This is a genomic window from Vibrio sp. 10N.261.45.E2 (assembly GCF_002875705.1).
GTDB lineage: Bacteria > Pseudomonadota > Gammaproteobacteria > Enterobacterales > Vibrionaceae > Vibrio.
This window is the reverse complement of record NZ_MCZZ01000042.1, coordinates 1-18264: the sequence shown is the minus strand read 5'-3', so window position 1 is coordinate 18264 and position 18264 is coordinate 1. Positions and strand designations below refer to the sequence as shown.

At 45.0% G+C, this 18264-nt stretch carries 23 protein-coding genes; 19 read left to right on the top strand and 4 right to left on the bottom strand.

Going from position 1 to position 18264, the window contains the following annotated elements; all coding sequences use genetic code 11:
- Positions 1-33 precede the first annotated feature (33 nt).
- From metK to BCT34_RS24370, 9 genes are all read left to right on the top strand, one after another.
- Positions 34-1188 (top strand): methionine adenosyltransferase, encoded by a 1155-nt coding sequence (gene metK / locus BCT34_RS02440; protein ID WP_017062234.1) that lies wholly within the window; start codon positions 34-36, stop codon positions 1186-1188.
- Between the two features lie 369 nt (positions 1189-1557).
- Positions 1558-2355, top strand: coding sequence for a DUF2189 domain-containing protein (locus BCT34_RS02435; RefSeq protein WP_076651180.1), 798 nt, complete (start codon positions 1558-1560; stop codon positions 2353-2355).
- An 80-nt stretch (positions 2356-2435) separates the two neighbouring features.
- Positions 2436-2936, top strand: coding sequence for a SprT family zinc-dependent metalloprotease (locus tag BCT34_RS02430; protein ID WP_076651179.1), 501 nt, complete (start codon positions 2436-2438; stop codon positions 2934-2936).
- 96 nt (positions 2937-3032) lie between these two features.
- Positions 3033-3764 (top strand): endonuclease, encoded by a 732-nt coding sequence (locus BCT34_RS02425; RefSeq protein ID WP_076651178.1) that lies wholly within the window; start codon positions 3033-3035, stop codon positions 3762-3764.
- A gap of 153 nt (positions 3765-3917) precedes the next feature.
- The gene (gene rsmE / locus BCT34_RS02420; RefSeq protein ID WP_076651177.1) at positions 3918-4649 is read left to right on the top strand and encodes a 16S rRNA (uracil(1498)-N(3))-methyltransferase; all 732 of its coding nucleotides are present in this window, start codon (positions 3918-3920) and stop codon (positions 4647-4649) included.
- Positions 4650-4658: 9 nt separating this feature from the next.
- A complete protein-coding gene (gene gshB, locus BCT34_RS02415; protein ID WP_076651176.1) occupies positions 4659-5609 on the top strand; it encodes a glutathione synthase in 951 nt (316 codons plus the stop codon).
- A 103-nt stretch (positions 5610-5712) separates the two neighbouring features.
- Positions 5713-6276, top strand: coding sequence for a YqgE/AlgH family protein (locus BCT34_RS02410; RefSeq protein WP_048611435.1), 564 nt, complete (start codon positions 5713-5715; stop codon positions 6274-6276).
- 60 nt (positions 6277-6336) lie between these two features.
- Positions 6337-6759, top strand: a complete 423-nt coding sequence (ruvX, locus tag BCT34_RS02405; protein WP_048659417.1) for a Holliday junction resolvase RuvX — start codon at positions 6337-6339, stop codon at positions 6757-6759.
- Positions 6760-6857: 98 nt separating this feature from the next.
- On the top strand, positions 6858-7016 hold the full coding sequence (locus tag BCT34_RS24370) for a hypothetical protein (protein ID WP_165690283.1): 159 nt from the start codon (positions 6858-6860) through the stop codon (positions 7014-7016).
- A gap of 76 nt (positions 7017-7092) precedes the next feature.
- On the opposite strand, the gene BCT34_RS02400 is transcribed toward BCT34_RS24370, so the two are convergent.
- Together BCT34_RS02400 and BCT34_RS02395 are read right to left on the bottom strand one after the other, a co-directional pair.
- Positions 7093-8202 (bottom strand): PilT/PilU family type 4a pilus ATPase, encoded by a 1110-nt coding sequence (locus BCT34_RS02400; RefSeq protein WP_076651175.1) that lies wholly within the window; start codon positions 8200-8202, stop codon positions 7093-7095.
- 14 nt (positions 8203-8216) lie between these two features.
- Positions 8217-9254, bottom strand: coding sequence for a type IV pilus twitching motility protein PilT (locus tag BCT34_RS02395; protein ID WP_076651174.1), 1038 nt, complete (start codon positions 9252-9254; stop codon positions 8217-8219).
- Between the two features lie 26 nt (positions 9255-9280).
- On the opposite strand from BCT34_RS02395, the gene BCT34_RS02390 reads away from it, so the two are divergent.
- The 7 genes from BCT34_RS02390 (at position 9281) to hemW (ending at position 14116) form a co-directional block, all read left to right on the top strand.
- The gene (locus tag BCT34_RS02390) at positions 9281-9985 is read left to right on the top strand and encodes a YggS family pyridoxal phosphate-dependent enzyme (RefSeq protein WP_076651173.1); all 705 of its coding nucleotides are present in this window, start codon (positions 9281-9283) and stop codon (positions 9983-9985) included.
- Between the two features lie 82 nt (positions 9986-10067).
- Positions 10068-10886 (top strand): pyrroline-5-carboxylate reductase, encoded by an 819-nt coding sequence (proC, locus tag BCT34_RS02385; RefSeq protein ID WP_076651172.1) that lies wholly within the window; start codon positions 10068-10070, stop codon positions 10884-10886.
- 57 nt (positions 10887-10943) lie between these two features.
- Positions 10944-11501: a YggT family protein gene (locus tag BCT34_RS02380; protein WP_010435653.1), complete on the top strand. Its 558-nt coding sequence runs from the start codon at positions 10944-10946 to the stop codon at positions 11499-11501.
- A 29-nt stretch (positions 11502-11530) separates the two neighbouring features.
- Entirely contained in the window at positions 11531-11821 is a 291-nt protein-coding gene (yggU, locus tag BCT34_RS02375; protein ID WP_076651171.1) for a DUF167 family protein YggU, read from the top strand.
- A 28-nt stretch (positions 11822-11849) separates the two neighbouring features.
- Positions 11850-12281, top strand: coding sequence for a DUF4426 domain-containing protein (locus BCT34_RS02370; protein ID WP_076651170.1), 432 nt, complete (start codon positions 11850-11852; stop codon positions 12279-12281).
- Between the two features lie 48 nt (positions 12282-12329).
- Positions 12330-12929, top strand: a complete 600-nt coding sequence (locus tag BCT34_RS02365) for an XTP/dITP diphosphatase (RefSeq protein ID WP_076651169.1) — start codon at positions 12330-12332, stop codon at positions 12927-12929.
- Positions 12929-14116, top strand: a complete 1188-nt coding sequence (hemW, locus tag BCT34_RS02360; protein WP_076651168.1) for a radical SAM family heme chaperone HemW — start codon at positions 12929-12931, stop codon at positions 14114-14116. The genes BCT34_RS02365 and hemW overlap by 1 nt, the downstream gene beginning before the upstream one ends.
- Before the next feature lie 109 nt (positions 14117-14225).
- Here hemW and glsB read toward each other — a convergent pair whose 3' ends face one another.
- Together glsB and trmB are read right to left on the bottom strand one after the other, a co-directional pair.
- The gene (gene glsB / locus BCT34_RS02355) at positions 14226-15146 is read right to left on the bottom strand and encodes a glutaminase B (protein WP_076651167.1); all 921 of its coding nucleotides are present in this window, start codon (positions 15144-15146) and stop codon (positions 14226-14228) included.
- Between the two features lie 315 nt (positions 15147-15461).
- Positions 15462-16181 (bottom strand): tRNA (guanosine(46)-N7)-methyltransferase TrmB, encoded by a 720-nt coding sequence (gene trmB / locus BCT34_RS02350; RefSeq protein ID WP_076651166.1) that lies wholly within the window; start codon positions 16179-16181, stop codon positions 15462-15464.
- A gap of 165 nt (positions 16182-16346) precedes the next feature.
- On the opposite strand from trmB, the gene mutY reads away from it, so the two are divergent.
- The 3 genes from mutY to BCT34_RS02335 form a co-directional block, all read left to right on the top strand.
- On the top strand, positions 16347-17408 hold the full coding sequence (mutY, locus tag BCT34_RS02345; protein WP_076651165.1) for an A/G-specific adenine glycosylase: 1062 nt from the start codon (positions 16347-16349) through the stop codon (positions 17406-17408).
- Positions 17409-17436: 28 nt separating this feature from the next.
- The gene (locus tag BCT34_RS02340; protein ID WP_010435637.1) at positions 17437-17709 is read left to right on the top strand and encodes an oxidative damage protection protein; all 273 of its coding nucleotides are present in this window, start codon (positions 17437-17439) and stop codon (positions 17707-17709) included.
- 69 nt (positions 17710-17778) lie between these two features.
- The coding region (locus BCT34_RS02335; protein WP_131828351.1) for a murein transglycosylase domain-containing protein at positions 17779-18264 on the top strand (486 nt) is incomplete at its 3' end.

Genomic DNA, 18264 nt, shown 5'->3' with positions numbered 1-18264 from the left:
TATTTACACCAAAAACTTAAAAGTGGAGCTCTCATGGCTAAGCACCTATTCACTTCTGAATCTGTTTCAGAAGGTCATCCAGATAAAATTGCAGACCAAATCTCTGATGCTGTTCTTGATGCCATCTTGGAACAAGATCCAAAAGCACGTGTTGCTTGTGAGACTTACGTTAAAACCGGCATGGTTATGGTTGGCGGTGAAGTGACAACGTCTGCATGGGTTGATATCGAAGAAATCACTCGTGAAACAGTACGTGAAATTGGTTACGTTCATTCTGATATGGGCTTTGACGCTGACTCTTGTGCTGTTTTAAACACAATTGGTAAGCAGTCTCCAGACATCAACCAAGGTGTTGATAAAGAAGACCCTAAAGAGCAAGGCGCAGGCGACCAAGGTATCATGTTTGGTTACGCGACTAACGAAACTCCTATCCTAATGCCAGCTCCAATTACTTACTCTCACCTTCTTGTTAAGAAGCAAGCTGAAGTACGTAAGAGCGGCAAACTTGACTTCCTTCGCCCAGATGCGAAATCTCAAGTTACGTTCCAATACGATCAAGGTAAGATCGTTGGTATCGATGCTGTTGTTCTTTCTACTCAACACTGTGATTCAGTAACAACGCCTGACCTACGCGAAGCAGTAATGGAAGAAATCATCAAGCCAGTACTTCCTGCTGAGTGGATCAACAAAGATACTAACTTCTTCATCAACCCAACAGGCCGTTTCGTAATCGGTGGCCCAATGGGTGACTGTGGTTTAACTGGTCGTAAGATCATCGTTGATACCTACGGCGGCGCAGCTCGTCACGGTGGCGGTGCATTCTCAGGTAAAGATCCATCAAAAGTTGACCGTTCTGCAGCTTACGCGGCTCGTTACGTTGCGAAAAACATCGTTGCTGCTGGCATGGCTGATCGTTGTGAGATTCAACTGTCTTACGCTATTGGTGTTGCTGATCCAACATCTATCATGGTTGAAACGTTCGGTACTGAGAAAGTAGCGCACGAAATCATCATTGAAGCAGTTCGTCAAAACTTCGACCTACGTCCATACGGCCTTCAAGAGATGCTGAACCTTCTTCAGCCTATCTACAAGCAAACTGCTGCATACGGCCACTTCGGTCGTGAAGAGTTCCCTTGGGAAGCGACTGACAAAGCAGCAATCCTTGCGGACTTCGCTGGCCTAAAATAATTTAGCCACTGCGATTTGTTTCTTTAAAGCCCTTACTGCTTAGTAAGGGCTTTATTTTTATGTACTTACCGAACTTTCACTCACAATACCCTTCTCCAACGCCCTTCTTTACCGTTAACCACTTAGTATAAAAAGCCGCTGATAATTTGTGTTTTCTAGCACTACTGACAATAGTTAAGGTAACTCCTAGGCGATCAAGCTCACATTTAACTTAAATTAATTCAGTCTGATAACGCTCGTTAAATGCACGCTAGAACAATAACTGGGATGACAAAGAGCAATTTAGCTCAAACACCATAACTCTCACACAAGCCACATCGATGAGCCTTATGGAATTATAACTAGGACGTTATTTAACTAGGGGGATCTATGCCTCGTACCGCGCACCCATCCGAACTGAACGATAAAAAACACAAGGTTAGCGATAAGGATTACGCTCGCACCATTCCTTGCAACCAAATCAGTATTTCCGCACCCTTTCATTGGTTGTCGCTTGCTCTGCATGACCTAGTAAGAATGCCGATAATCAGCGCATTTTACGGATTGTGCTTTATGGGTGCAGCAATTGCGATTGTTCAACTTGTCCAATGGCAAGGAACACACTTAGTCGTGATGCCAAGCCTGATCGTCTACATGCTGATAGGGCCGTTTCTTGCCCTAGGCTTGTATGACGCAGCTTGGGAAAGAGAAAAAGGCCATAACGCCTGCCTACTCCACTCAATGAAAGCCATCACTCGCAACTCCACCCACCAATGGGCCTTTGCGATTGTGTTGATGGTTGCGATGATATTCTGGATGCGTATCGCTGCGTTATTGCACGCGCTCTACCCTTCAGTGCAAGGCGCACCATTGGCTGAATTTGCTCCCTTCTTAATTACGGGCTCTGTGATTGGGTTTGTCATTGCCAGCCTAATCTTCAGCATCTCAGCATTTTCTATTCCATTGATGATGGAGAGACGCGTGGATGTAATGAGCGCAATCTTCACTAGCTTCAATGCCGTTAAATCGAACATCCCTGCGATGGTAGTATGGGCGAGTATTATTTGTGCCGGTATTCTGGTCGGTTTTGCCACCTACGGCATCGGAATGATCGTCACTATGCCGCTACTTGGTTATGGTACATGGCACGCTTATCACGAGATCATTAAGAAGAATCACCATCTATAAATAATCGCCATATTAACGAGCAATGTTATGATGAGGCCTTAGCTTAAATGCTGAGGCCTTTTATTTGGAGTTAACAACGTTTGTCTTACACCCCGCAACAACATAGAGCAAATAAGAAATTGGCCGAGTGCCTTGCTATCGCGAATCAACATTTCTCTCGTGAATTTCCACACCCAATAATCACCTTCAAGTTAAGAGGCAAAGCAGCGGGAAAGGCCTACCTTCAGCTCAACGAAATTAAGCTCAATCACGTACTATTCTCTGAAAATGAAGACGCCTTCATCAACGAGGTTGTGCCACATGAACTCGCACACTTGATCACGCATCAGGTTTTCGGACGCGTTAGGCCTCACGGAAATGAGTGGAAATACGTGATGGAAAAAGTATTCAACGTGCCAGCCAGAACAACTCACAGCTTTGAAATCGCTTCCGTTCAGGGGAAAACCTTTGAATATCGATGTGAGTGCACCACTTATCCATTATCAATCAGACGGCATAACAAAGTACTTCGAAATCAATCGACCTACCGCTGCCAACTGTGCCAGCAAACTTTGGCTTTTACAGGTAATCAACTAAGTTAATGACTGCTTGATTTGTTTGATCGAATAAATCTAATAGAGAGATCTAACATTTGAGTGCTAGACTGATATTTATCATACTTTTATCAGTCTTTTTCTATGCAAAAAACCACTCCAAAAGCATTTGGCCTATCGGTGTCTTTTTACTTAACGATAGTATTTGGCCTACTGGTAACCCAAAGCGTTTTCGCCGCTCCACCAAGCTCCTTCTCCAAAGCAAAAAGAGAAGCGGTGAAGATTTATCTCGACCATCCGACTTCATTTTATTGTGGCTGTGACATTACTTGGAAAGATAAAAAGAAAGGGATTCCCGATCTTGACGGCTGTGGTTATCAAGTACGAAAACAACAAAAGCGAGCGAGTCGAATTGAGTGGGAACATGTGGTTCCAGCTTGGCAATTTGGCCACCAGCGTCAGTGTTGGCAAGACGGTGGACGCAAGAACTGCACTCGTAATGACAAAGTATTCAAATCGATGGAAGCCGATCTCCACAACCTGACGCCAGCCATTGGTGAAGTAAACGGTGACCGTTCGAATTACAACTTCAGCCAGTGGAATGGCATGGATGGCGTGAGCTATGGTCAGTGTGAAATGCAGGTCAACTTCAAGCAACGTAAAGTTATGCCGCCAGATAGAGCAAAAGGCTCTATCGCTCGTACTTATCTTTACATGAGCCAAGAGTACGGTTTCAAACTATCTAAGCAGCAAACCAACCTGATGATGGCGTGGAACAAGCAGTTCCCTGTCGACGAGTGGGAATGTACTCGTGATCAACGCATCTATGCCATCCAAGGCAATCACAATCCATTTGTTTACCCTGCTTGTAAATAACACTACTCACATACCCCACATTCCTAACCGTCTCAAACAAGAGTTTCAGAATTGCCCCTGAAACTCTTGTTCTACCCTTGTTTTTTCAACTAAAAGCATCCATGTTAGGCAGAGACTAAATACCCTAATGACACTATTTATAGGTTTACCAGCATGAGAATTCCTCGTATCCATCATCCAGAACGCATTCACCAGTTAGGTTCTCTCGCTTTAGGCGAAGATGCCGCGGGTCATGTTGGTCGCGTCCTTCGCATGAAAGAAGGCCAAGATGTTCTTCTATTTGATGGCAGTGGCGCTGAATTCCCTGCGACGATAGCTGAAGTATCAAAGAAAAATGTCACCGTTAATGTTTCTGAGCGAATCGAGCGCAGCAGCGAATCTCCGTTAGACTTACATTTAGGCCAAGTGATTTCACGTGGTGACAAAATGGAGTTCACCATCCAGAAATCGGTAGAGCTTGGGGTAAACACCATTACTCCTCTGATTTCTGAACGCTGTGGCGTTAAGCTTGATGCCAAGCGTTTCGAGAAAAAACTCGCACAGTGGCAAAAGATTGCTATCGCAGCATGTGAACAATGTGGCCGCAATACAGTTCCTGTGATTCGTCCAATCATGCAGCTTGAAGAGTGGTGCAGCGAACCAAGTGAAGCACTCAAGCTCAATCTACACCCCCGCGCAAAATACTCAATTAACACCCTTCCAGAGCCAATCAGCAAGGTACGCCTATTGATTGGCCCTGAAGGTGGATTGTCGGCTGAAGAAATCGGCATGACAGAACAATACAAATTTGAAGAGACGCTACTCGGTCCACGTGTACTTCGTACCGAGACTGCTGCTCTAACCGCAATTACTGCCTTACAAGTCCGTTTTGGCGATCTAGGCTAGGAGAAAAAAATGATCAAACTTGGCATCGTAATGGATCCAATTTCATCCATTAACATCAAAAAAGACTCTAGCTTTGCCATGATGCTTGAAGCTCAAAGTCGTGGTTACGAAATCCATTACATGGAAATGGATGACTTACACTTAGATCAAGGCGTGGCCATTGCTGACACTAAGGTCGTTGAACTCAAAGAAGATCCAAACGGTTGGTACGAGTTCAAATCAGAACAGACAATCGCACTCTCTGATTTAGACGCAGTACTGATGCGTAAAGATCCTCCGTTTGATACTGAGTACATTTACGCGACTTACATTCTTGAGCGTGCTGAAGAGAACGGAGCACTGATCGTAAACAAGCCACAAAGCCTACGTGACTGTAACGAGAAATTGTTCACTGCTTGGTTCCCAGAGCTAACGCCGACAACCATCGTGACTCGTAAAGCTGAAAAGATTAAAGAGTTCCGCGAGAAGCATGGTGATGTGATCCTTAAACCACTTGATGGTATGGGTGGCGCATCGATCTTCCGTGTTAAAGAAGGCGATCCAAACGTATCAGTTATTATCGAGACACTGACTAACCATGGCCAAAACTACGCAATGGCACAAACTTTTGTTCCTGACATCAGCAACGGTGACAAGCGTATCCTTGTAGTTGATGGTGAGCCAATGCCTTACTGCCTAGCACGTATTCCAGCTAAAGGGGAAACACGCGGCAACCTAGCTGCTGGTGGCACTGGTGAAGCTCGTCCGTTAAGTGAAACAGACTGGGCTATCGCACGAGCAGTTGCTCCTGCGCTAAAAGAGAAAGGTTTAATCTTTGTAGGCCTTGACGTTATCGGTGACAAGCTGACTGAAATTAATGTGACTAGCCCAACTTGTATCCGTGAAATCGAAGCTGCTTTTGATATTTCGGTAACGGGTAAATTAATGGACGCAATCGAGCTTCACGTTAACGCTAAATAGCCTAAACTAAAGAAAGCCTTAGCTATTCGCAAACGGCACAGAATCAATGAGCGGCTTCACGCCGCTCTTTTTCCTTACTGGGAACACACTGGCAGGAGGCTCTATGAATTTAACGAACCACTTTCTGGTTGCTATGCCCGGAATGAAAGACCCCTACTTTCAAAATTCGGTAATTTACCTTTGTGAACACAACGACGAAGGTGCGATGGGCTTAATGATCAACGCCCCTATCGATGTCACTGTTGGCAGCATGCTTAAACAAGTTGAGGTTGATTCTGAACAGCCTAAATCCAACCAAGCAAGCCTTGATAAGCCAGTATTGAACGGTGGACCGGTCGCAGAAGACCGTGGGTTTATTTTGCATAAACCTAAAGGCAGCTATCAATCCAGCATCAACATGACAGATCAAATCTCGGTGACAACCTCAAAAGACATCTTGATGGTGTTGGGCACAGAAGATGAGCCGATGAATTATTTAGTCGCACTAGGTTATGCAGGGTGGGAACCGGGACAACTGGAAACCGAACTGACCGAGAATTCATGGTTAACCGTTGAAGCCGACCCAAAGGTGATCTTCGACACACCTATCTCAGACCGCTGGAAAGTTGCGGTGCAAATGTTAGGTATTAATGCCGCTCAGCTTTCAGCAGATGCTGGTCACGCCTAGCTCAAATCAGCTAAATAAAATAAACAGACACTCTCAAACACAGATAAATTTGGAAACCCTATGTCACGAACAATTATGGCATTTGACTACGGTACAAAAAGTATCGGCAGTGCGATTGGGCAAGAAATCACAGGCACGGCAAGCCCTCTGAAAGCCTTTAAAGCCAAAGATGGCATCCCAAATTGGGACGATATCGAAAAGCAAATTAAGGAATGGCAGCCAAACCTCATTGTGGTTGGCCTTCCTACCGACCTTCATGGCAAAGATCTAGCAACCATCACACCTAGAGCAAAGAAGTTCGCTAACCGCCTGAAAGGACGCTTTGGTGTTGATGTTGAACTGCATGATGAAAGACTATCGACCGCAGAAGCTAGAGCCGATCTGTTTGACATGGGTGGCTACAAAGCGCTGAGTAAAGGCAATGTGGATAATCAATCTGCTGTCGTTATTCTAGAAAGCTGGTTTGAAGCACAATATTCATAACAAAAAATAAGCGAGCAAAATGTGAGCTAACTTGTGATCCCACTCTAACTTCGCATCGTAACAACGATGCTATCCAAAATCAGAACGTGGGAGTTCACATGAAAATTATTCTAGCTATCTTCGCCGCTCTAACTATTTCAGCATGCAGTTCAATGGGCGGTTCAGCAGGTTACACTGGCGAACAATACCCGACTAAAGTTAAATTAGAAAAAGAACGCGGTTACTCTAACGACAACAACAGTTATGCAAACCATTAACTTTTTCGATTTACAAAAAACCCGCCTTTCGAGCGGGTTTTTTATTGGTATTAAGATTTAGCTTCAAGCAGTGAATCTAACCCATATCTATCTTCACACCAGCCAACGCCCCAGTTTCATAGTCATCATCACCACGTCTGGTTTTCAGCATCAAGCGTAAGTCATTAGCAGAGTCAGCACTGTGGAACGCATCCTCTTCGCTGATCTTGCCTGCGACAACTAAATCATACAAAGCTTGGTCAAAGGTCTGCATACCAATCTCTTTCGATTTCGCCATTGTTGCTTTGAGCTCGTGCAGCTCACCGCGACGAATTAAGTCAGACACTCGTGGGCTGTTGAGTAAAATCTCAAACACACCATGACGACCGCTGCCATTCTTATCTCGGATTAATTGCTGAGCGACAACACCACGCAGATTCATCGACAGATCAAACAGGAACTGTTCTTTCTGCTCTTTCGGCACCAAGTGAAGAATACGCTCTAGCGCTTGGTTGGCGTTATTAGCGTGTAGTGTAGCCATGCACAAGTGACCCGTTTCAGCAAAGGTCATCGCGTATTCCATAGTTTCACGGCTACGGATTTCACCAATCAAGATCATGTCAGGTGCTTGGCGTAATGAATTCTTAAGTGCGACTTCATAACTCTCGGTGTCGAGCCCAACCTCACGCTGAGTCACAATACATTTTTTATGTTCATGGACGAATTCAATCGGGTCTTCAACCGTCAAGATATGTCCTGAACGATTGGTATTGCGATAGCCTGTCATCGCAGCCATCGAGGTCGATTTACCAGAGCCAGTCGCACCAACCACCAGCACAAGCCCACGCTTAGCGATAGACAGGTCCTGCAGTACATCTGGAAGCTTTAATTGCTCAAAGGTTGGGATGATAGTCTCGATACGTCGAATGACCGCGCCAGGTAGCTCTCGTTGAAAGAATGCACTGACACGAAAGCGACCAAAGTCTCGCACGATGGCAAAGTTAGCCTCACGCGTTTGCTGATATTCATCGCGTCGATCTTGATCCATCATCGCATCAAGTAACTGAGCAACCTGAGCTGCATTCAGCTTCTCTCCTTGAGGGCGCAGTTCGCCATCGACACGAAACAGGATTGGCGCATCGACAGTGATGTACAGATCTGAAGCCTTTTGCGATAGCATTCCTTCAAGGATTTGATTCAATTCCATTGTGTTCACCTTGACTAAAACATTGAGGTTTCAATTTCGATCTTTTTCTCGACCTCTTCCGAGTCAACCAAGCCTTGAGCCATCAGCTGTTTCGCGTTTTGTTCCATGGTTTGCATACCATGCGCAGCGCCCGTTTGAATGATCGAATACATCTGTGCGACCTTATCTTCACGAATCAAGTTTCTGATCGCGGGTGTCGCCATCATAATTTCGTGACAAGCCACACGCCCACCACCAACACGTTTTAGCAGCTTCTGGGCAATCACCGAGCGTAATGATTCAGACAACATTGAGCGAACCATGTCTTTATCGCTGCCTGGGAAAACATCGATAATACGGTCGATAGTTTTAGCAGCAGAGCTGGTATGCAAAGTACCAAAAACCAAGTGACCTGTTTCAGCTGCGGTTAGCGCTAAGCTGATCGTCTCTTGGTCACGAAGTTCACCCACAAGAATTACGTCTGGATCTTCACGTAACGCACTACGCAACGCGGCCTTAAAGCTGTGAGTATCACGGTGAACTTCACGCTGGTTGACTAAGCATTTATTGTTGGTGTGAACGAATTCAATCGGGTCTTCGATCGTCAGGATATGCTTGTTGTGGTTGCGGTTTACGTAATCAACCATCGCCGCGAGAGTCGTCGATTTACCAGAACCAGTAGGGCCAGTGACGAGCACTAAACCTTTTTCGTAGTTGGCAATTTTTTCAAATATTTCAGGTGCGCCTAACTGCTCTAAAGTCGGGATTTCGACAGGGATAGTTCGAAAGACAGCAGAACAACCACGAGCTTGGTTAAAAGCGTTAACACGGAAACGACCGACATTGGGTAATTCAAAAGAGAAGTCGACTTCCAATTTTTCTTCAAACTCACCGCGTTGTGAGTCGTTCATGATCTCAAAAACCAAACGATGCACATCAGCGTGACTCAAAGCTGGGATTCCAAGCTTCCTTACTTCACCATCTATACGTACCATTGGAGATACACCCGCAGAAAGATGTAGATCTGACGCGTTATGCTTTACACTAAAATCTAGTAACTCAGTGATATCCATTTATTTTCCCTTAAGTAAAGTCAGCTATGAGTAGTATTCAACAAAATATCGAACAAATCACCTCACAGATTCGTAGTGCTGAGCAAAAGTGCGGACGAGCTCCAGAGTCCGTGCAACTTTTAGCCGTCAGCAAAACTAAACCTATTGATGCGATTCTAGAAGCCGCACTCGGAGGACAAGTTGCCTTTGGTGAAAACTATGTTCAAGAAGGTGTCGATAAAGTAAAACACTTTTCAGAACAACATTCTAACCTAAATTTAGAGTGGCACTTTATTGGTCCAATCCAGTCCAATAAAACTCGACCAATTGCAGAAAGCTTCCAATGGGTACATTCCGTCGATCGCGATAAGATCGCACAAAGGCTTAATGATCAACGCCCAAGCGAACTTCCACCTCTACAGGTGCTGATTCAGGTAAATACCAGTGGTGAAGAGTCTAAGTCTGGAACGTCAGAAGAGACAGTTTTTGCACTCGCGGAGTTGATTTCATCGCTCCCCAACCTCACCTTAAGAGGATTGATGTCGATTCCTGCAAACGTCTCTGACTATCAATCTCAGCTTAATGCATTTACTCAACTGGCTGAGCTTAAAGATAAGCTCGCCGCGAAGTATCCAGGCATTGATACCCTTTCAATGGGTATGAGTGGTGATATGGATGCTGCAGTTGAAGCTGGTAGCACAATGGTTCGTATTGGAACGGCTATTTTCGGTGCTCGTGATTACGCGAAGTAATCGTAATAAGTAACCAAAGACAAGTACAAATATTGATACCGCTTCGCTTTAACCGCGTAGCGACACGCTCAGGATTTTATATATGGAACATAAGAACATCGCCTTTATTGGGGCGGGAAACATGGTTCGCTCAATTGTAGCGGGCTTAGTCGCGAGTGGTTACCCAGCGCAAAAGATTACAGCGACAGCACCTTCTGACACTAGAAGACTGCCGTTAGAACAAGAATACGGCATCAATACCACCAGCGACAATATTGCTGCAGCAGAGCAAGCAGACGTTGTTGTGTTATCAGTGAAGCCACAAATGATGGCTGATGTATGTAAACCCTTACAAGGTATCGACTTCAGCAACAAACTGGTTATTTCAATTGCCGCGGGTATTAATGCGAATCGACTCAATGAGATGTTAAACTGCCAACTAAACCTTGTTCGTGTGATGCCAAACACACCATCACTACTTGGTAAAGGGATGAGCGGTCTATATGCCGATTCAACGGTCAGCCAAAATGATAAAGACTTTGCTTCTCAGCTAATGCAAGCTGTCGGTGAAGTTAGCTGGGTTGAGCAAGAGTCTGGTATCAATAACATTATTGCGGCGGCGGGCAGTGCTCCGGCTTACTTCTTCCTGTTTATGGAAGCGATGCAAGCAGAAGCAATCAACCAAGGCTTCGACCAAGAAACCGCTCGTAAATTAGTGCAGCAGTCTGCATTAGGCGCGGCAGAGATGGTGGTAGCGAACCCAAATACAGAATTATCGACACTGCGAGAACAAGTGACTTCAAAAGGCGGCACAACCGCAGAAGCACTGCGCACGTTTAACGAACATCAACTATCAGATATCGTAGCCAAAGCCATGCAAGCGGCGGTTGCTCGAGCTGAAGAGATGGAAAAACTGTTTTAAGCATTTTGTCGCTCGGGTGATACCTAAGCGGCAAGTAAATCCGAAAAAGGAAACAATATGAACTCGATGAGCTTTCTGATCTCGACCGTTTTTGATCTTTACATCATGGTTGTGATCTTGCGTATCTGGCTACAAGCATCACGCGCAGATTTCTACAATCCATTCTCACAATTCATCGTAAAAGCGACACAACCGGTTGTTGCCCCACTACGCCGAGTTATCCCATCTATCGGCAGCCTTGATCTTGCGACGGTTGTTTTTGCTTATGTGCTATGTGTGCTTAAGTTCGTTGCGCTAAATCTGATTATCTCTGGCGGCGCGGCTGTATTCGATATCAGCTTCCTGATCTTTGGTGCGCTGTCTTTGCTAAAAGCGGCGGGTGGTTTGATCTTCTGGGTTCTACTAATCCGTGCAATCCTTAGCTGGGTTAGCCAAGGCCGTAGCCCAATCGAGTACGTGTTCCATCAACTGACTGAGCCAATGCTAATGCCTATCCGCCGTATCCTTCCGGATATGGGTGGTTTCGACCTAAGCGTACTGGTTCTGTTCATTGTTCTACAGTTTGCGAACTTCCTAATGGGCGACATGATTGGTCCTATTTGGTATCAGCTATAATTTAAGTACAAACATCAGGTACTTTGACGATGCCAAAAGCGGTTTGGGCCGAGGAAGACGATATTCTCCTTAGGCTCTATATCCAACCCAAAGCAAGCCGAGACAAAATTGTTGGCTTGCACGGTGAGGAACTAAAAATTGCCATCACTGCTCCACCAGTTGATGGCAAAGCCAATGCCCACTTAGCGAAATACCTAGCGAAACAATTTAAGGTCGCTAAAGGGCAAATTAAGATAGAAAAGGGAGAGCTCGGTCGACATAAGCAAATTCGAATATGCTCACCAAGCCAAATCCCAACTGAAGTCAAAGCCATCCTGTGATGGCTTTTTGCTATTTATTGGAGTCATTATGCGTTTATGGATAACAGCACTACTCACCGCTCTTGTTGCCTTACCAAGCTCAGCAGGACAATTTAAGAATATTAAAGATGTCGAGGTTCATTACTCGGCTTTTAACTCGACGTTTTTAACTGCGCAAGTCGCTAAGCAGTACAAACTTAAACGAAATGGATACTCAGCAATCCTAAATATCAGCGTGTTAGACAAGGCTTCCCTAGGCAAGCCTGCGACAACGGCTAAAATTACGGGAACAACGAAGAACCTCGTTGGAAACACCCGTACTTTGAAGTTTCGAGAAATCAAAGAAGGCGATGCGATTTATTACCTTGCAGAGTTCCCTGTAACTCACGAAGAAAACATCACCTTCGACATCGATGTTAACGCAGGCTTAAAAGGCACAGGCCCACTGCGTTTCACCCAGAAATTTTATATAGAAGAGTAGCTTCAACCACCACTTTTCTGTTCACTAACTTATTAGAGCCACATCCCCATGAGTAAGATTGTTTTAGCCACAGGCAACCAAGGTAAAGTTCGCGAGATGGCAGATATTCTGTCTGAGTTTGGTTTTGACGTTGTCGCACAAAGTGAGTTTAACGTTTCAGAAGTCGCTGAAACGGGGACAACTTTCATTGAAAATGCCATCATCAAGGCTCGCCATGCCGCGAAAGAGACAGGGCTGCCAGCGATCGCTGACGACTCAGGTTTAGAGGTTGATTTCCTTAACGGAGCTCCGGGCATCTACTCTGCGCGTTACTCAGGTGAAGGGGCTACGGATAAGCAAAACATCGAAAAACTGCTTGATGCCATGCAAGGTGTGGCAACTGAAAAGCGTACTGCGCGTTTCCACTGTGTGTTGGTGTTAATGCGTCACGAAAACGATCCAACACCATTGGTGTGTCACGGTAAATGGGAAGGTCGTATTCTGACTGAAGAGCACGGTGAGAATGGCTTTGGCTACGATCCTGTATTCTTTGTACCAGAAGATAGCTGTGCATCTGCTGAACTCGAATCTACACGTAAAAAGCAGCTTTCACACCGCGGTAAAGCCCTTGCTTCACTATTCGAAGCAATCAAGGAGCAAGCTCTGTAATGTCCAATACAGCGCTAATACCACCAGCACTTAGTCTCTATGTACACATCCCATGGTGTGTACAAAAGTGCCCGTATTGTGATTTCAACTCACACGCTCTGAAAGCCGAGATTCCTGAAAAAGAGTACATCGATGCGCTACTTGAGGATCTCGATACCGATATCGAAAAATACCAACTCAATGGCGCACCTCGTCCACTGCACTCAATATTTATTGGTGGTGGTACGCCTAGCCTATTCTCTCCAGAAGGAATAGGTCGATTGCTCCGAGGTATTGAACAACGCATCCCGTTCAAACCTGAAATAGAAATCACCATGGAAGCCAACCCTGGTACCATTGAAGCGGAGCGTTTTGCCGGTTACCAAAAAGCGGGGATTACTCGTATCTCAGTGGGTGTACAAAGTTTCGAGCAAGAGAAACTAGAAAGGCTGGGCCGTATTCACGGTCAAGATGAAGCGGTAAATGCAGCCCATTTGGCGCATAAAATTGGATTAAATAGCTTCAATCTAGACTTAATGCACGGCTTGCCGGATCAAAGCATAGATCAAGCATTGGCGGATCTAGACAAAGCGATCGAGCTTAATCCTCCGCATTTATCTTGGTACCAGTTAACAATAGAACCTAACACCATGTTCTATTACAAAACGCCAAAACTGCCTGATGACGATGATCTTTGGGATATCTTCGACTTAGGCCATAAGAAGCTAGCCGAGGCAGGTTATGTGCAGTACGAAATTTCAGGCTATAGCAAGCCAGGATATCAGTGCCAACATAACCTCAACTATTGGCGCTTCGGTGACTATCTAGGTATCGGTTGTGGTTCTCATGGCAAGCTGAGCTTTGCAGATGGGCGCATTGTTCGCACCGCTAAGGTTAAGCACCCTAGAGGCTACCTAGCGGCTTATCAGAATATGGTAAAGCCTTATCTATCCGATGAGTTTGAAGTGCCGAATGAAGACCGCCCTTTTGAGTTCTTTATGAACCGCTTTAGGTTAATGGAAGCCTGTCCGAAGCAAGATTTCATAGATACAACGGGGCTTGGTTTTGACTCAATTAAAGGGACGATTGAATGGGCTAAAGAGCTAGGTTACTTGAATGAAACCAACACTCACTGGCAGATTACTGAAAAAGGGAAGCTATTCCTCAACGATTTGCTGGAAGCCTTTATGGCTGAAGAAGACGAATAGACTCGGGAAGTATTGTGTAAGGGTTGGCTTTAGGGTCAACCCTTTTGTTTTATAGCCCCTCTCGGAGCGAAGCGTTCTATAGGACGAAGTCCGTGCTCGCATCTTTCTACTAAAAAATAGAACGACCGATACGCTCAGAAAGTAGTTCTAGTGCCTTAGTGCCCGCTAGGGAATTACCAGAAGGATCCAGCTCTGGAGACCACACAGCAATCGTCATCTCACCCGGCACGATAGCAATAATACCGCCACCGACACCCGATTTTCCTGGCATACCTACACGATAAGCAAATTCACCTGCCCCATCGTATAAACCGCATGTCGCGAGTAGAGCATTCAACTGCTTAGTTTGAACTGGCGTGATGATCTCTTTCTTGGTCTGAACTGAGACACCTTTGTTTGCCAAATAGCTAAAGGTTTTCGCCAAATCCACACAAGTCATTTTAAGCGCACAGGCATGAAAGTAATTGTTCAGAACGGGAATAACATCGTTCTCAAAGTTACCAAATGAACGCATCAAGTAAGCGATAGCCGCATTACGATCGCTGTGCATCATTTCTGAAGCCGCTACTATCTTGTCGTACACGATATGAGTATCTCCCGACAACTGGCGCACAAACTCCAATAAACGATGCCTAGGCGCTGACAGGCGACTTTGTAGTAAGTCCGCCACGACAATAGCACCCGCATTGATGAACGGATTACGGGGAATCCCCTGCTCCATCTCAAGCTGAATCATCGAGTTAAAGGCTTGACCCGAAGGTTCTTTACCTACGCGCTGCCAAATCTCTTCTGGCTTGTACAGCACCATAGCCAACGTAAGACTCAAGGCTTTAGAGATAGATTGCACAGAAAAGGCTTCCTCTGCATCTCCAGCTTTAATCACCTCTCCTTCATTGGTATATACCGCGATTGCCAGTTTCTGGTTCGATACGCGAGCTAATGCAGGGATATAATCAGCGACCTTTCCCTGTCCAATTAAAGGACGAACTTCCTCTAAGATCTCGGCCAAAATAGCTTGAGTTGGTTTCATGTGCGCTTACTTCTATATTGTTATTTTTGTAGGGATGTAACATATACCAATCGTAGTAAATAACTGCTCACTCTAGCTTGTTAAAATGCTCGATAACTGCGTTAAATACTGCCTTGTTCTCAAGCCTTTTTCCTACGCTATTTCTGATCACTTACTTACTGTGATTGGTATTACTTTCTGTCCTTAAGCCTTTAGCGAAATAAAAGCCTAAGGACAAAAAAGCCAACACTACAATAATGTTGGCTTTTATCAATCCCATAAAGTGTAGGGGTTAAATCCTAAGTCGGACTGCCCTTCACTTAATTTGATTCGGAGTTACTTAGTACGTTTGAACTTAATGTCCCAAACACCATGACCTAAGCGGTGGCCACGAGCTTCAAACTTAGTTAGTGGGCGCTCATCCGGACGAGGGATGTAATCACCATCTTCAGCTATGTTCTCAAAGCCAGGAGCTACGTTCATCACTTCAATCATGTGCTCTGCGTAGTTTTCCCAGTCTGTTGCCATGTGGAAAATACCAGTATCAAGTTGAAGCTTACCGCGAACCATTTCTGCAAACTCAGCCTTAACGATACGACGTTTGTGGTGACGAGCTTTGTGCCATGGGTCAGGGAAGAACAGTTGCAGTGTATGCAGGCTGCTATCTGGAATCATGTGTTCAAATACTTCTACTGCATCGTGACACATTACACGCAGGTTAGTTACGCCAGCATCACGTGCTGTACCTAAACAAGCACCAACACCTGGGCTATGAACTTCAATACCTATGAAGTTTTTCTCAGGTGCGTTCTTTGCCATTTCAACCAGTGATGCACCCATACCGAAGCCAATCTCTAGTACAACTGGGTTATCGTTGCCAAATACTTCTTTCCAGTTAAGAAGCTCTGGGTTGTAGTCGATACCCATTGTTGGCCAACATTCATTCATCGCGTTCTCTTGGCCTTTTGTTAAGCGGCCTTCGCGGCGAACAAAACTACGGATCTTACGAACCAGCTTGCCGTCTTCAGTATATTCGTTAGTGGTCACTTCACTCATTGATTTTTGCCTGCACATTGATTAATCAAAGCGGGGATTATCCAAAGAATTGCCTTCGGTGCAAGTCTTTCCGTGGATAAATTCCCACACAATTTGTCTGTTTTACATCCAACGTTAAGTGTGGTGCAATTTCGCTTCTAATAATAGCAAAGCATAGAGCATGTCGTGACTCCTTTCGCAACCGCCATATTAAAGTGGTATGACGCCTACGGGCGTAAAGAATTACCTTGGCAACAAAACAAAACCGCCTACACCGTTTGGCTATCTGAAATCATGCTTCAACAGACTCAAGTCGCCACGGTGATTCCATACTACCAGCGCTTCTTAGAACGCTTTCCAACGGTTATCGACCTAGCGAACGCCGAACAAGATGAGGTGCTCCACTTATGGACAGGGCTTGGTTATTACGCACGAGCTCGCAATCTACATAAAGCAGCCAAGATCGTTGCTGAGCAGTATGGTGGTGAATTTCCGCTTTCTATCGAAGAGATGAACGCACTACCGGGCATCGGTCGCTCGACTGCAGCTGCAGTGCTGTCTTCGGTTCATAAACTTCCTCATGCGATCCTTGATGGCAATGTAAAACGAACGCTTGCGAGAAGCTTTGCCGTTGAGGGTTGGCCAGGGCAAAAGAAGGTTGAAAACCAACTCTGGGAACATGCCGAAGCACATACTCCAAAGACGGATGTCGATAAGTACAACCAAGCAATGATGGACATGGGAGCAATGGTTTGTACCCGTAGCAAACCTAAATGCACTTTATGTCCGATAGAAAGCATGTGCGAAGCTAAAAAACTCGATCGACAGCTCGATTTCCCGGGTAAAAAACCTAAAAAAGAAAAACCAGTAAAAGAAACATGGTTTGTGATTCTGTACCACGACAACCAAGTGTGGCTCGAACAGCGCCCTCAATCTGGTATCTGGGGCGGATTGTTTTGTTTCCCACAAAATGAAAACGCAGAGATAGAACATCAGTTAGATCTTCGTTCGATCAAAGAGAATGAAACCGATTCGATCAAGACCATGATTGCGTTTAGGCACACTTTCAGCCATTACCACTTAGATATCACGCCAGTATTAGTGAAATTAGATAAACAACCAGATTTGATAATGGAAGGGACTAAAGGTCTCTGGTATAACTTATCAAAACCTGAAGAAATAGGCCTAGCCGCTCCTGTTAAGCAGCTTATTGAGAGCCTACCCTTTGAACTGAACGATGACGTTTGAATCAACGAACGCGATAAGAGGAACCATTATGAGCCGCACTGTATTTTGTGCTCGCCTTCAAAAAGATGCTGAAGGCCTAGATTTTCAACTTTACCCAGGTGACTTAGGTAAGCGTATCTTTGACAACGTGTCTAAAGAAGCTTGGGGACAATGGCAAAGCAAGCAAACTATGCTTATCAATGAAAAGAAGCTGAACATGATGGATCCTGAGCATCGTAAACTTCTTGAAACTGAGATGGTTAACTTCCTTTTCGAAGGTAAAGATGTCGTAATTGATGGTTATACTCCACCAAGCGAATAAGACATTTATTTAAGCAATTTTTAATGACATCATGGTTAACGCTGCGATGTCATTTTTGTATGAGGAACTATGAAAAAGCTAAGTTACTTCCTAACAGCCATGTTATTAACTGGCTGCAGCCGTGAATTTGTCGAAAGCATTTATGACGTTAACTACGAGCCGACCAACCGATTTGTAAGCAACTTGGCAGAGCTACCTGGTCAGTTTGAAAAAGACACCGGAGCACTGGATGCTTTGATTAATAGCTTTTCAGGCAATATCCAAAAGCGCTGGGGCAGCAGTGAAGTAAAAATGGCAGGCAAAAGTAACTATGTGAAATACATAGACAATTACCTGAGTCGTTCCGAAGTAAACTTTAGCGAAGGCTTGATAACGGTAGAAACCGTCTCCTCTACCGAGCCGAAAAAACACCTCAAAAACGCGATCATGACAACGCTTTTGACGCCAGATGATCCGGCACATGTCGACCTATTCTCTTCAAAAAGCATCAAGTTAGAAGGTAAACCTTTTCTCTACAATCAGGTTGTCGACCAAGAAAAAAAGGTTCATCGCGGC

What these genes read in the sequence shown, in the direction of transcription:
- metK (WP_017062234.1), top strand. Translation starts at nt 34, where the DNA reads ATGGCTAAGCACCTATTCACTTCTGAATCTGTTTCAGAAGGTCATCCA.
- BCT34_RS02435 (WP_076651180.1), top strand. Translation starts at nt 1,558, where the DNA reads ATGCCTCGTACCGCGCACCCATCCGAACTGAACGATAAAAAACACAAG.
- BCT34_RS02425 (WP_076651178.1), top strand. Translation starts at nt 3,033, where the DNA reads ATGCAAAAAACCACTCCAAAAGCATTTGGCCTATCGGTGTCTTTTTAC.
- rsmE (WP_076651177.1), top strand. Translation starts at nt 3,918, where the DNA reads ATGAGAATTCCTCGTATCCATCATCCAGAACGCATTCACCAGTTAGGT.
- gshB (WP_076651176.1), top strand. Translation starts at nt 4,659, where the DNA reads ATGATCAAACTTGGCATCGTAATGGATCCAATTTCATCCATTAACATC.
- BCT34_RS02410 (WP_048611435.1), top strand. Translation starts at nt 5,713, where the DNA reads ATGAATTTAACGAACCACTTTCTGGTTGCTATGCCCGGAATGAAAGAC.
- ruvX (WP_048659417.1), top strand. Translation starts at nt 6,337, where the DNA reads ATGTCACGAACAATTATGGCATTTGACTACGGTACAAAAAGTATCGGC.
- BCT34_RS24370 (WP_165690283.1), top strand. Translation starts at nt 6,858, where the DNA reads ATGAAAATTATTCTAGCTATCTTCGCCGCTCTAACTATTTCAGCATGC.
- BCT34_RS02400 (WP_076651175.1), bottom strand. Translation starts at nt 8,202, where the DNA reads ATGGAATTGAATCAAATCCTTGAAGGAATGCTATCGCAAAAGGCTTCA.
- BCT34_RS02395 (WP_076651174.1), bottom strand. Translation starts at nt 9,254, where the DNA reads ATGGATATCACTGAGTTACTAGATTTTAGTGTAAAGCATAACGCGTCA.
- BCT34_RS02390 (WP_076651173.1), top strand. Translation starts at nt 9,281, where the DNA reads ATGAGTAGTATTCAACAAAATATCGAACAAATCACCTCACAGATTCGT.
- proC (WP_076651172.1), top strand. Translation starts at nt 10,068, where the DNA reads ATGGAACATAAGAACATCGCCTTTATTGGGGCGGGAAACATGGTTCGC.
- BCT34_RS02380 (WP_010435653.1), top strand. Translation starts at nt 10,944, where the DNA reads ATGAACTCGATGAGCTTTCTGATCTCGACCGTTTTTGATCTTTACATC.
- yggU (WP_076651171.1), top strand. Translation starts at nt 11,531, where the DNA reads ATGCCAAAAGCGGTTTGGGCCGAGGAAGACGATATTCTCCTTAGGCTC.
- BCT34_RS02370 (WP_076651170.1), top strand. Translation starts at nt 11,850, where the DNA reads ATGCGTTTATGGATAACAGCACTACTCACCGCTCTTGTTGCCTTACCA.
- BCT34_RS02365 (WP_076651169.1), top strand. Translation starts at nt 12,330, where the DNA reads ATGAGTAAGATTGTTTTAGCCACAGGCAACCAAGGTAAAGTTCGCGAG.
- hemW (WP_076651168.1), top strand. Translation starts at nt 12,929, where the DNA reads ATGTCCAATACAGCGCTAATACCACCAGCACTTAGTCTCTATGTACAC.
- glsB (WP_076651167.1), bottom strand. Translation starts at nt 15,146, where the DNA reads ATGAAACCAACTCAAGCTATTTTGGCCGAGATCTTAGAGGAAGTTCGT.
- trmB (WP_076651166.1), bottom strand. Translation starts at nt 16,181, where the DNA reads ATGAGTGAAGTGACCACTAACGAATATACTGAAGACGGCAAGCTGGTT.
- BCT34_RS02340 (WP_010435637.1), top strand. Translation starts at nt 17,437, where the DNA reads ATGAGCCGCACTGTATTTTGTGCTCGCCTTCAAAAAGATGCTGAAGGC.